A 13,259-nucleotide genomic window follows, 5' to 3' on the forward strand; every position below is an offset into this window, starting at 1 on the left:
GTCAGGCTCCCTTCGCCAGGATCTCGCCGTCCCCGGACCCGGGGCGCGCGGTGCCGTCCCCGGACCCGGGGCGCGCGGCGAGCAGCAGCTCGGTGATGAACCCCGCGATGGCGGCCACCGTCGGCTGCTGCCAGAGCAGCGTGGTGGGCAGGTCGTGACCGAACCGCCGTTGCAGCCGTCGCCGGACGACCACCGTCATGACCGAGTCCATGCCCTGCTCGACGAGGGGCCGCCGGCGGTCGAGTTCGCCGGCCGACAACCGCATCTCGCCGGCGATCAGCCGGTCGGCCTCGTCGGCGACGACCCGGTGCAGCTCGTCCGGCGGGAGGCCGTCGAGATCGCCGGTCCCGGGGTCGCCGGCGTCGGCCGGGCCGTCGCCGGCCGGGCCCTCGACGCCGGTCAGGGCCGCGAGCAGCGGTGGTCGCGGTTCGTCCCCGGACGTCGGGCTGACCACCGTGTACGCGCCGGGGCCATGGCCGAACGCGTGCCCGACCGCCTCGAACAGCAGGCCCGGATCCACCGCGCCGGTGCCCGGCAGGTCGCCGGTCGGCCAGCCGATGCTCCAGGTCCCCCGGCAGCCGCTCGCCACCCGGTGCGCGGTGAGCGAGTCGACGTACGGGGCGACGGCCGCCCTCGCGTCGCCTGGTTCGGGCGACACCCGGGCCTCCAGCGGCACCGTGAAGAGCAGGAAGTCCAGGGCCTGCGGCGGGTGGGCGGCGTGCAGGGAGTCGATCACCGCGAGGGAGGCCCGCAGGTCCGGGGCGGGGGTGTCCGACGCCGCGTACACCACGCCGCGTACCGGGGGGAGGTCCCACACCTCGGGTACGAGGCTGCCGGTGCGTGCCCAGGCCGCCGCGTCGACCGGGGCGGTGACGACCGCGACACCGCGCCCTTCCAGGGTCCGCACGGCGGCGATCTCCGCGCGGCGGTCCCCGGTGGAGTCCCACTGCGCGCGGGGAGGCAGCGCCTGCTCGTCGAGCAGGACCAGGCGGCCGGCGCCGAGCCCGGCCAGCCAGTGCGCGGCGGCGATCCCGGCCGGGGTGAAGGCCCCGACGACGGCGTACGTGCCGTCGGCGCGTACCGGGGGTGGTACGCCGGTGCCGTCGAGGTCCACCCGGGTGAGTCGCGGCACCGCCGGCCCGTCCGCGTCGAGCGCGACCACGTCCTCGTCCGCCGCCCCGTCCAGCGCCGCCAGGAACGCCTCCGCCGCCGACCCGTCCCACGTCGGGCCGAGATCGACGGCGGCCACCCGCAGCCCGGGACGGCCGGCCCGCAGGGTGCGGACCAGGCCCCACAGGGGAGCCTGCCGGATGTGCGCGGAGTGGCTGCTGTCCCGGACGCCGGAGGTGAGGCACCAGAGCCGGGGACGGCGCTCCTGCGGCAGCCGGCAGACGGCCTCGGCCACGGCGTCGAGTTCCCGCTGTGCGAGCCCGGTGGCCACGCTCACCGGGCGGACGTGGTCGACCAGGCTCACCAGCACCTCGGCCGTCCCGTCGAGGAGGGGGGCGAGGGCTTCGACCCCCGTGGCGTCGGTCGCCGTGTGACACGTGACGCCCGCGGCGGAGAGCCCGCCGGCCAGCCCGGCCAGCCCGGAGCCGACCAGGACGACGGTCCGGGTCACGGGGCGCGCGGCGGGGGCGTCCGGTGACCGCCAGGTGGTCGTGTGCACCGCCCGCCGCGCATCGGTCGCCGGTGCCGTCTCGCCGATCTCGGCGTAGCGCAGGCCGTCGACCCGGGCGACGCGCCGGCCGGCCGGGTCGGTCACGACCGCGTGGGTGACGCCGAGGCGCTCGTCCGCGAGCACCACGGTGACCGTCACCGTCTCCGGTGCGTCGCCGTCGACCGCGATCAGGTCGGTGTCCACGGCCATCCGCAGCAGCGGTGCTCCGGGGAACACCGCCGGGGCGATGGACATGACCGCGTCGAAGGCGACCGCCCAGCTTCCGGCGCCGGTACGGCCGTGCGGCGCCTTCACCTCCGCGACGAGCACCCCGGCACCGCGCCGCAGCCGCTGCACGGTCCACTCGAAGCCGGTGGCCGGGACGCCGACGGCCGCCAGCCGTTCACGGACCAGCCCCGGATCGGCGAACCCGGTGTCGTCGCCGACGCCCGGGGCGATCGGGCCACCGTCGAGGTCGACGTCGGTCGCGATCTCGGCCTGGGCGTTGAGCAGCCAGGTGTCCCCGGCCGGCGACCGCGACGCGAGCCGCAGCGCGCCGCCGTCGCGGACCACCTGGATCTCCCGGTGGTCGTTGGTGATCAGGGGCTGGCGCATCACCAGGCCGCCGAGGTGCGCGGGCCGTCCCCCGGCGTCGGCCCCGGCCGCCATGAAGGTACCCACCAGCACCGAGGCGGGGACGATCTCCACACCGTTGAGCGCGTGGCTGCCCGGGTACGGCCGGTTGTCGTCGTCGAGCCCGGTGCGCCACACCACCGTCGGGCTGCCCGCGATGGTCTGCCTGGTGCCCAGCAGGGTGTAGCTCCCGACGTCGTGGCCACGCTGCCGGGTCTGCGTTCCGTCGCTGGTCTCGCGCCACAGCCGCCGACGCTGCCAGGCGGTGGTGGGCAGGTCGGTCAGGAAGCCGCCGGGTTGCAGACCCGACCAGTCGACGCCGACGCCGGCGCAGTGCGCCGCCGCCACCGCCGCGAGCCAGGTCCGCGCCTCCGGCCGGTTGCGGCGCAGCGAGATGCCGGTGAACGCCTCGTCCATGCCCTGCTCGGCCAGCGTCTCGCCCACCGAGTGGGCGATCAGCGGATGCGCGGACACCTCGAGGAAGGCGTCGAAGCCGTCCTCGGCGGCGGCGCCGACGGCGGCCGCGAGCCGCACCGGCTGACGCAGGTTGGTCGCCCAGTAGGGGCCGTCGCTGGACGGGACGGTGCGCGGGTCGGGCAGCGCCGTGGAGTACATCGGTATCGTCGGCCGGCCGGGGCGCAGCCCGGCGCACAGCTGCGTCAGCTCCTCCAGGAGGGGATCCATGTGCGGGCTGTGGAAGGCGATGCGGGCCGAGACCCGGCGGGCCTCGATGCCCTCGGACGGCCAGCTGTCGAGCACCTCCTGCACCGCGGGCAGGTCGCCGGCGAGCACTGTCGACACCGGCGACGCGGCGATCGCCGGTGACAGGTCGGCCCGCCCGGCGAGCCGCTGCGCGGCCTGGTCGAACGGCAGCGAGACCATCACCATGTCGCCCCGGCCCTCGGCCCGGGTGAGCAGCCGCGAGCGCCAGCAGGACACCCGGGCGCCCTCCTCGACGCTCAGCAGGCCACAGGTCACGGCGGCGGCGACCTCGCCCATCGAGTGGCCGATGACGGCGTCCGGGGTGACGCCCCGGCTGCGCCACAGGGCCGCCAGGCCCACCTGCATCGCGAAGATCATCGGCTGGATGCGGTCGACCGTCTCGAAGGTGCCGCTGCGGATCAGCTCCCGGGCGGTGAATCCGCTCTCGGCGGCGAACACCGGGTCGAGGACGTCGACGACCCTGGCGAACTCGGGCTCGGTCGCCAGCAGCTCCCGGCCCATGCCGCTCCAGTGCGAGCCGTGCCCCGAGAAGACCCAGACGAGCCGCCGCCGCGGGGTCGGCCCCGGCCGGACCACACCGGTGACCACACCGTCGGCCGGACGGTCCGCGGCCAGCAGGCGCAGGCCGGTGACCAGTTCCGCACGGTCACCGGCGACGATGCCCGCCCGGTGTGACTGGTGCGTACGGTGGCGGGCCAACGTGCGGCCGACCGCGCGCAGCGGCACGTCGGCGCTGGCCACGTGGTCGGCCAGCTCGGCGGCGGCCTGCCGCAGCGCCGCGCCGCCGGCCGCCGACAGCGGGTAGAGCCGTACCTCGTCGTCGTCGCGCGGGTCCGGTCCGGCGGTGGTCTCCGGGGCCTGCTCCATGACGAGGTGCGCGACCGTGCCGCCGTAGCCGAAGCCGGAGACACCGGCGCGGCGCGGGTGCGGCCGGCGCGGCCACCGCTCGGCCGACTCCGCGAGACGCAGCCCCGAGTCCGCCCACGGGATCTCCGGGTTGGGTCCGGTGGGCAGCAGGGTGGCCGGCACCACCGCGTGTCGCAGGGCCAGCGTGGTCTTGATGACGCTGGCCACGCCCGCGGCGCCCTCCAGGTGGCCGATGTTGGACTTCACCGAGCCGACCAGGCAGGGCTCGTCGTCGGTCCGGCCCGCGCCGTAGACGGCGCTGACCGCGCTCGCCTCCATCGGGTCGCCGAGGCGGGTGCCGGTGCCGTGCGCCTCGACGTAGTCGACGGTGGCCGGGTCGATGCCGGCCTGCGCGCAGGCGCGGACCATCACGTGCTCCTGCGCCGCGCCGCACGGGGCCATGATGCCGTTGGTGTGGCCGTCCTGGTTCACGGCGCTGCCCCGGACGACGGCGAGCACCCGGTCGCCGTCGCGCTCGGCGTCGGCGAGCAGCTTGAGGACGACGACGCCGCATCCTTCGCCGCGGCCGTATCCGTCCGCGCTCGCGTCGAACGGCTTCGAGCGGCCGTCGGGCGCGAGCGCGCCGGCCGCACCGAGGGTCAGCGACTGTCCGGGGGAGGCGATCAGGTTGACGCCCGCCGCGATGGCCACGGTGCTCTCGGCCAGGCGCAGGCTCTGGCAGGCGAGGTGCACCGCCACGAGCGAAGCGGAGCAGGCCGTGTCCACCGCGATGCTCGGCCCCCGCAGGTCGAGGACGTGCGAGATCCGGTTGGCGGTTGCGCAGCTCGCCGCGCCGATGCCGGTCCAGGCCTCGATGCCGGGCAGGTCCTCCAGCAACCGGCTGCCGTAGTCTCCGCTGCACAGCCCGACGAAGACACCGGCGTCGGTGCCCGCCAGGGTGCGCGGCACGATCCCGGCGTGCTCCAGTGCCTCCCAGGTGACTTCGAGCAGGATCCGTTGCTGGGGGTCCATGAGTTCGGCCTCGCGGGGCGTGATGCCGAAGAACTCGGTGTCGAACTCCTCGATGCCGGTGATGAAGTTGCCGCGGGCGATGGCCCGCCGCATGGCGGAGGTGAACTCCGCGCCGTGGGCGGCGTACGGCGCCCACCGCTCCCACGGGACGTCGCCGACGGTGCTGCGCCGCCCGCCGAGCAGGTCCCAGAACTGTTCCGGTCCGTAGACGTCCCCGGGCAGGCGGCAGCCGACGCCGACGACGGCGACCGGGGCGGCCGGCCGGGGGTCGGTGGGCCCGGTCATCACGCACTCTCCGGCGTACGGAGGATCCTGACCACGGCGCAGGCCAGGTTGATGCCCGGCCCGGTGCCGAGCAGCAGCATGTGCTGGCCCGGGAGCAGCTGCCCGGTGTCCACCAGGTGCTTGAGCGACAGAATGTGGTCGCTGGCCCCACAGTGTCCGATGGTCCGGCCGTAGTCCCACGACGACCTGGCCATCGGCAGGCCGAGCGGCGCCATGCACCGCTGCTCCACCACCTCGCGGGAGTAGTTCATGAACGCGACCCGGTCGAGGTCGGCGAACGCGAGACCGCACTCGGCGACCGTGTCCGCCACCGTACTGATCATCAGTTCCTGTGCCCTGGCGAGCGCCGCCATCCCGGCACCTCGGGCCATCACCTGCTGCTGGAAGCGGCCGGCGAAGCTGAGCGACCGGCCGACGGTGGCGGTCGGCGGGAAGAGCGGCTCGCCGCCCCGGTGCAGCTCCTCGGCCTCGGGCACGGTCACCGACGACACCGCGAGCAGCTGGGCGAAGCCGGGTTCCCTGGTGAGCACGAGGGCGGAGCCGGCGTCGCCGGCCACGGTGCCCGGGTTCATCCGCCAGCGGTCCATCATCGGGGTGCCGTAGTTGTCCGCCGCGACCAGCAGGGCGTGCCGGTGGCGGTCGTCCGCCCGCAGGTGGCTGACCGCGAGCATCATGGCGCTGAACATGCCGTTGCACCCCTGGCGGATCTCGACCGCGGGAACCTCTCCCCCGGTCAGGTGGCGCTGCAGGTAGGCGTGCGGCAGCCACCCGTCCGGCCCCTGGTGCCAGGTGCTGGCATAGAGCATCAGACTCAGCTCGGTCGCCGGGCGTCCGAACTGCTTGACCGCCTGCTGGGCGGCCCGCAGCGCCATCTCCGGCGCCGGCAGGTCGCCGGCGACCGCGGCACCCCCGAGCTGGTGGATCTCCACGTCCTCCGCCGGGTAGCGGCCGTCGTCGACCGCCTCCTGCACGGTCACCGTCGGCGGCAGGAAGGCGCCCATCCCACCGATGTAAACGTCTGGTGTGTGCACGGGCACGCCTCCTCGGGCAAATGCAATTCGACGGGAAGAAGCCGCTGTCAGGAAACGTACGAGCAGGGCCGATCGGCGCAACACCCCTAAGCTCGCGGACGACGCTCCTTCTAGGGGTGGCGACCGCCGCGAGGAGCGGGATAGGAATATGCGGTAAACACCGCAGCCGATCGGAAAGCGCGTCTGATGACCGAGGAAGAGAGCCGCTGGATTCGTCGATTCCATCAGTCCCCCGACGCAGAAATCCGGCTTTTCTGCCTACCGCACGCCGGCGGTTCGGCCAGCTATTTCTTCCCGATGTCGCGGAGCCTGACGCCGGCCGTGGAGGTGCTGCCGGTGCAGTACCCCGGCCGGCAGGACCGCCGGTTCGAGGCCTGCGTCGACGATCTGCACGAGCTGGCCGACCGGGTCTTCGCGGCGGTCCGCGGGCTGGCCGACCGGCCCGTCGCCTTCTTCGGCCACAGTATGGGCGCGGCGCTGGCGTTCGAGGTGGCGCTGCGGATGGAGGCGACGCTCGGGGTCAGCCCGCGGCACCTCATCGTCTCCGGTCGACGGGCCCCCTCGACGTCCCGCGTCGAACAGGTGCACCTGCGCGACGACGACGGCATCGTGGCGGAGTTGCGCACGCTGAGCGGGACCGCGGACGACATGCTCGGCGACCACGACATCCTGCGCATGATCCTGCCGGCCATCCGGGCCGACTACCGGGCGATCGAGACGTACCGGGGCCGGTCGGACGGTACGGTGCGCGCACCGATCACCGTGCTCACCGGCGACGCCGACCCCCGGGTGTCGCTCGGCGAAGCCCACCGGTGGCGCTCGCACACCACCGGCGCGGCGGAGGTGCTCGTCTTCCCGGGCGGGCACTTCTATCTCAACGACTGCCGCAACGACGTGAACGGCGTCGTCGCCCGCATCCTCGCCGAAGCCTGAAGTGTCCGTCGCGCGGGCGTCCCCGGCGGGATCCGGCATCCGGATTTCCCACACCGTACGTCTGCGGGGGCACGCCCCGGCGCGGTACGCCGGCCGTCCCGGGGGGGTGGACGGCCGGCGTACCCGTATCGGGGACCGGGCCGGGGAAAGAAACGCAACGGGCCACCGGACCGGTTCCTACCGCAACGACGGTACGGTATCGACTGACCCGCCCGCCCCCTAAAGAAGCCCTTACTTCGCGGGCCGGCACGTGGGCACGGAAATCGGCCACGACGATTTTCGTGACGACCCCTAACTGTCGCACCCATTTAGGGGTTCCGATGTTTGCCACAGCCCGATGAATATGGGCGACATGACCAGACGGGCGCTGTGCACCGGCATTCGCGGCCGGGGACGCCCACACCTCGCCGCGGCGCTGCCCGCCGGTGGCCACGGCGGGTGGGATCCGCGGTGCCCGGGCTGACCCCACCGGGGTACCGGCTGCTTCCCACCTGGTCAGCCAGGCGTGACTGACCAGCGGCGGTCCACCCGGTCGACGCGGCCGGACGGCACGACCGGGTGGACCGCCGGGCGGTCGGCGGCCATGACACGAAGCCAGGACCGAGAAGCCACACGGGCCGAAAGGGTCAGCCGGATGAACTGTCAGATCTGCTCCAGCAGGAAACTCGTACACGTCGTGTCGCTCGGGCACCACGCTCTGCCGGACGTCTTCGTGACACCGGCCGAGGCGACCGAGCCGTTCACCGTCTACCCGCTGGATCTCTACGTCTGCGGACAATGCTGGCTCGCCCAGATCGGCTACCAGGTCGATCCCGACCTCCTCTTCCGGGACTTCGTCTACACGACAGAGTCGAATCCCGCCTCGAAACCGCATTTCGGCAGGCTCACCACCTCGCTGGTCGAGCGTTTCCAGCTCGGGAACGAGGATCTGGCGGTCGATCTCGCGAGCAACGACGGCACCCTGCTCGAACAGTACGACGGGCGGGTCCGGATTCTCGGCGTGGACCCCTCCTCGGCCACCGCCGGGGCGATGGCGAAGGGGGTGCCCACCATCGTCGACTTCTTCACCGAGGCCACCGCCAAGCACATCCTCGCGACCTGGCAACCGGCCAGGGTGATCACCACGATGAACGCGTTCGCGCACATCAAGGAGCTGGACGCCTTCATGGGTGGCGTCGTGACGCTGCTGGCCGAGGACGGCGTCTTCGTGAGCGAGTCGCACCACCTCCAGAACGTCATCACCGGGATGCAGTACGACCTCATCCATCACGAGCACCTCCGGTTCTACTCCCTGCGCCCGTTGACGGTGCTGTTCGACCGCTACGGCCTGGAGATCTTCGATGTGGAGGAGACCACGACCCAGGGCGGCTCCCTCCTCGTCTACGCCGGCCGGACCGGCGTCCGCCCGGTCTCGCCGAACGTCGGGCGGCTGCTCGCGCAGGAGACCGCCGCCGGTCTCTACTCGATCGACACCTACGTGGCCTGGGCGGCCCGGTTGGCGCAGTCGAAGCGGCGGCTGCTGTCCCTGCTGTACGACCTCAAGTCGCAGGGGGCGACGATCGCCGGGGTCGGGGCGTCCGCCAAGGGGAACACCATCCTCAACTACTGCGGCATCCGGCCGGACCTGCTCGACTACATCACCGACGGCTCCGAGCTGAAGCAGGGCAGACTCGCCCCCGGCTCGCTGATCCCGGTGACCGGCGATGAGGAGCTGCTCGACCGGCAGCCGGACTACGCGCTCGTCCTGACCGCGAACCTGAAGGACATCATCATCGGGAAACTGAGAGGAAAAGGGTACCGGGGCAGGTTCATCGTCGCCGGCGAAGTGCCTTCCACCGAGTAGACGGCGACAGGTCTGAAGGGATTATCATGAAGAGGGCTCTGATCACCGGGGTCGCCGGGCAGGACGGCAGTTACCTGTCGGAGTTCCTGCTCGCCCAGGGCTACGAGGTCTGGGGCATCGTCCGCCGCAATTCCGTGCCGGAACATCAGATCTCCCGGATCGGCTCGCTCGGTGACCTGCGTCTCGAGTACGGGGACCTGCTCGACAGCGCGTCGCTCGAACGCTGCATGCGACTGGCCGCGCCGGACGAGATCTACAACCTGGCGTCCCAGAGTCACGTCCGGATCAGCTTCGACATCCCGCAGTTCACCGTCCAGGCGAACGCCACCGGGCTGTTGAACCTGCTGGAGGTCTACCGGCGGGTCGCCCCGGAGGCGCGCTTCTACCAGGCGAGTTCGTCGGAGATGTTCGGCAACACGGTGGACCCGGACGGCTTCCAGCGCGAGACGACACCCATGAACCCGGTCAGCCCGTACGGATGCTCCAAGGTCTTCGGGTACCACGCGGTCCGCAACTACCGTAAGAGCTACGACCTCTTCGCCGTCAACGGCATCCTGTTCAATCACGAGAGCCCGCGCAGGGGGTCGAACTTCGTCACCAACAAGGTGGTGAAGACGGCCGTCCAGATCAGGCACAAGCTCGCCGACAAACTGGTGCTCGGCAATCTCGACTCGCACCGCGACTGGGGCCACTCCAAGGACTACGTACGCGGCATGCACATGATCGTCAATCACGAGGTGCCCGGTGACTACGTGATCGCCACCGGGCACACGCACTCCATCCGGGAGCTCTGCGAGCACGTCTTCAGCAGACTCGGCATGGACTACCGGGACTACGTGGTGCAGGACGCCAAATTCATGCGTCCCTCGGAACTCACCTATCTGCGGGGTGACTCCTCGCTCTTCCGCTCGACGTTCGGGTGGGAGCCGGAGTACACCTTCGAGGCGTTGCTGGACGAGATGATCGAGCACTGGGAATCGGTCCTCGGCCGGCGGGACGGGTCGAGGACGGCCGGTCTGCTCCCGGTGCTGCCCCGGTAGAGCGCCCGGAACGGCTGGCGCGGTCCACCCCGACCACGGCCACTGTCCACCCGCCGCAGCCGCTGTCCACCCGCCGCAGCCACTCGGCCGCTGTCCACCCGGCCTCGGCCGCTGTCCACCCGACCACAGCTACGGAAAGCCGGAGTGGGAGACGCCCGATGAACGTTCCGCCCGACGAGATCCCCCCGCCCGCCGGCCCGCCCGGGCGGGCCGTCCGGGTGCTCCTGGCGTCCCTGCCCAGCACCGGGCTGATCAGGCCGCTGCTGGAGATCGCGCAGGAGTTGAACGAGCGCGGTGTCGCCGAGCTGTGGTTCGCCTCCACCGAGGAGGGACGCGACGCCGTCGAGCGGATACCGGGGCCGGACAGGGTACGTTTCGTGTCGCTCGGCCACTACAAGGCCGCGTTGGATCCGAGCCGGTGGGACGACGCGACGCTCGCGTCGATGAGCTCCCCCTCGCGGCTGCGCAACGTCGCGGCCTTCCTCGACAAGAACGTCGACCACGAGTACACCGCGCAGCAGTACGACCGGGCCGTCGCGGAGTTCGCCCGGGTCCGGCCGGACGTCGCCGTCATCGACCTGTGCACCCCGTGGGCCATCGACGCGGCCGTCACCCTCGGCGTGCCGTACGTGCTGAGCGTGCCGGTGCCGATCAGCGGGGTGTACCTCGACCGGCTGCCGTGGCGTTTCCCCACGCCGTTCTCCGGGCTCCCGCTGCGGATGAGCCGCCGCCAGCGGCTCGCGAACGTGGGGTTCCGGTTGGGGGCGATGGCGACGTACGCCCGGCCGCGCAACCTGCTCCCCATGCTGGCCGCGACGCGTCGACGCAGAAGGGCCGGTATCGCCAACGCGGCGGCCGTGCCGTCGCGGTACGCGGACGCCGCCGCCGCCGTCCTCTCCTTCTCCGTGTTCGGGCTCGAGTACCGGTTCCCGGCGGCGCCCGACCACCTGCACATGGTGGGTACCCTGATGCCGCGCGCCACCACGGCGGGCTCCGGGGACGCCGGGATCGACGCCTGGCTCGAGTCGTACCGCTCGGTGGTCTACGTCGGGTTCGGCACGGTCATGCGTCCGTCCCGTGAGCTGGTGGCCGCCGTCGCGGCGGCGTGCGCCCGGCTCGGCCCGGACGTCGGCGTGCTGTGGAAGGTGTCCCGGGCGGCCGGTTCGGCCTTCTCCGACGCACTGCCCGACCCCCCGCCGGGCAACCTGAAGGTGGTGGGCTGGGTGCCCTCGCAGCTGGGCCTGCTGGCGCACCCCCGGGTGCGGGTGTTCTTCGGGCACGGCGGGGGCAACGCGGTCAACGAGGGCCTGGTGTTCGGCAAACCGCAGCTGATCCTCCCCTTCTGGATGGACTGCCACGACCTGGCGGCGCGGGTGGTCGAGGCAGGGGTCGGCCTGTCCGTCCCCGGAGCCGACGTGGACCAGATCGTCGACGGGCTGCGCCGGCTGCTCGACGACGACGGGTTCCGCGACCGCGCGGAACGACTGGGTCGCCGCCTGAGCGAGGCCGGCGGCGTGGCCCGGGCGGCCGACGTGGTGCTGGCCTGCGCCCCGAGCCGTCAGGCGGCCGCGCCGCTGCGACCGTGAGCGTGGCGTCGAGGCCCACCCCGTCTGCCGGGTGCCCGCTACAGGAACTCGCTGCGGTACGCCGGGGCCAGTTCCACCGCAAGGCGACGGCGTTGCGCCAGCTCGTCCGGGGTCAGCGTCGGCGGTGGCGCGTCCCGGCCCGCCAGCACGTCGCCGATGCGCAGGAAGTACTCGTCCTGCCCGGCGGGGGTGCACATGCACAGCATCCGGGCCGGTGCGCCGGAGACGTTGCGGAAGTGGTGCGGCGCGTTGGCCGGTACGTTGATGGTGGACCCGGCCCGCACGGTGTGCCGTTCCCCCCGGAAGGTGAACTCGATCTCGCCGTCGAGGACGGTGAACATCTCCTCGAAGTCGTGCCGGTGCGGCGGCGGACCGCCCCCGTCGGGCACCCGCATGTCGATCAGGCAGTACCGGCCGCCGGTCTGCGCACCGGTGATCAGCATCCCGTAGGTGTTGCCCACCAGCGAGATGTACGTCGTACCGGGGTCGTCGGGGTCCGCCACGGTCAGCGAGCGGGACGGGTCGTCGGCGGGAAGGGTCATGGTCGGCTCCCTCGGTGCGTGGTCGGACGGGTCGGCGGGTGATCAGGCATCGGCCACCGTGACGACGACCTTGCCGCCGGGCAGCGCGCCTGCGGCCGCGTCGGCGTGCAGCGCCGGCAGGTCGGCCAGCGGCACCCGCCGGGCGACCTCGACGCGCAGCTCGCCGGTGTTCACCCGGGCGGCCAGGTCGGCGAGCTGGTCGGCGTCGCTGCGGACGAACAGGTCGATGCCGCGCACACCGCGCTCCTCGTCGGCGGGGGCGGGCATCCAGACGGTGGTGTTGACCAGCGTCCCGCCGTCCCGGATCAGCGTCACCAGCGCGGCGAGCTGTTCCGGGGCGACCGGCGCGAGGTTGAGCACCAGGTCGACCGGCTCGGTCAGCGCCGCCGTCACGTCGGTGGCGGTGTGGTCGATCACCTCGTCGGCGCCGGCGGCGGCGACCCGGTCGGCGCTGCGCGGGCTGGCCGTGGCGATCACCCGGGCACCGGCCTCCTTCGCCAGTTGCACGGCGTAGCCGCCGACCGCTCCACCGGCCCCGTTGACCAGCACCCGCTGACCGGCGGTCAGCCGGCCGTGGTCGAACAACGCCTGCCACGCGGTCAGGCCCACCAGCGGGAGCGCCGCCGCGTCGGCCAGCGGGATGCTCCTGGGCGCCCCGGTCAGGATCTCCGCCGGTGCGGTCACGTACTCCGCAGCCGCTCCGGCGTCCGTCATCGGCAGGAACCCGATCACCCGGTCGCCGACCGCGACGTCGTCCACGTCGGCGCCGACCGCGTCGACCGTGCCGGCGACGTCGATGCCGGGGGTGTGCGGCAGCACGACCGGGATCGGACCCTGCATGAAACCGGCGCGGATGTTGGCGTCGACGCCGTTGAACGACGTCGCGGCGACGCGGATCCGGACCTGACCGGCACCGGGGACGGGCGTCTCGACGTCGTCGTGGCGCAGCACCTCGGGACCGCCGAACTCGTGGAATCGCACTGCCTTCATCGTCGAACCTGCTTCCGTGAGCGCCATCGGTGTGCCTCGTACCCGCAGCGGTCCCGACGCCGGGCCGGCTCCGGTGACACCGCCGCGGGTGTGCGGGCGTCCAGTCCGCTTTCCC

General features: G+C 72.7%; 8 protein-coding genes. 4 read left to right on the plus strand and 4 right to left on the minus strand.

Annotated features, from left to right (window positions below):
* Position 1: 1 nt before the first annotated feature.
* Together GA0070623_RS07480 and GA0070623_RS07485 are read right to left on the minus strand one after the other, a co-directional pair.
* Positions 2–5,179, minus strand: a complete 5,178-nt coding sequence (locus GA0070623_RS07480; protein ID WP_089003959.1) for a type I polyketide synthase — start codon at positions 5,177–5,179, stop codon at positions 2–4.
* On the minus strand, positions 5,179–6,180 hold the full coding sequence (locus GA0070623_RS07485; protein ID WP_067310558.1) for a ketoacyl-ACP synthase III family protein: 1,002 nt from the start codon (positions 6,178–6,180) through the stop codon (positions 5,179–5,181). Before GA0070623_RS07485 ends, GA0070623_RS07480 begins: the two co-directional genes overlap by 1 nt.
* Positions 6,181–6,396: 216 nt before the next feature.
* Between GA0070623_RS07485 and GA0070623_RS07490 the strand changes: the two genes are divergently transcribed.
* The 4 genes from GA0070623_RS07490 to GA0070623_RS07505 all read left to right on the plus strand — a co-directional run bounded on the left by GA0070623_RS07490 (position 6,397) and on the right by GA0070623_RS07505 (position 11,612).
* Positions 6,397–7,143 carry a thioesterase II family protein gene (locus tag GA0070623_RS07490; RefSeq protein ID WP_067310555.1) on the plus strand — a complete coding sequence of 249 codons (747 nt, stop codon included), beginning with the start codon at positions 6,397–6,399 and terminating at the stop codon, positions 7,141–7,143.
* A 634-nt stretch (positions 7,144–7,777) separates the two neighbouring features.
* A complete protein-coding gene (locus tag GA0070623_RS07495; protein ID WP_172898378.1) occupies positions 7,778–8,986 on the plus strand; it encodes a class I SAM-dependent methyltransferase in 1,209 nt (402 codons plus the stop codon).
* Positions 8,987–9,012: 26 nt separating this feature from the next.
* On the plus strand, positions 9,013–10,026 hold the full coding sequence (locus tag GA0070623_RS07500) for a GDP-mannose 4,6-dehydratase (protein WP_067310548.1): 1,014 nt from the start codon (positions 9,013–9,015) through the stop codon (positions 10,024–10,026).
* Positions 10,027–10,184: 158 nt separating this feature from the next.
* Entirely contained in the window at positions 10,185–11,612 is a 1,428-nt protein-coding gene (locus tag GA0070623_RS07505; protein ID WP_067310545.1) for a glycosyltransferase, read from the plus strand.
* A gap of 38 nt (positions 11,613–11,650) precedes the next feature.
* Here the strand turns inward: GA0070623_RS07505 and GA0070623_RS07510 are convergent, their stop codons facing one another.
* The gene (locus tag GA0070623_RS07510; protein WP_067310541.1) at positions 11,651–12,154 is read right to left on the minus strand and encodes a cupin domain-containing protein; all 504 of its coding nucleotides are present in this window, start codon (positions 12,152–12,154) and stop codon (positions 11,651–11,653) included.
* A gap of 42 nt (positions 12,155–12,196) precedes the next feature.
* The gene (locus GA0070623_RS07515) at positions 12,197–13,144 is read right to left on the minus strand and encodes an NADP-dependent oxidoreductase (protein WP_067310538.1); all 948 of its coding nucleotides are present in this window, start codon (positions 13,142–13,144) and stop codon (positions 12,197–12,199) included.
* Positions 13,145–13,259 lie beyond the last annotated feature (115 nt).

Origin of the sequence: Micromonospora rifamycinica (genome assembly GCF_900090265.1) — a bacterium.
Lineage (GTDB): Bacteria > Actinomycetota > Actinomycetes > Mycobacteriales > Micromonosporaceae > Micromonospora > Micromonospora rifamycinica.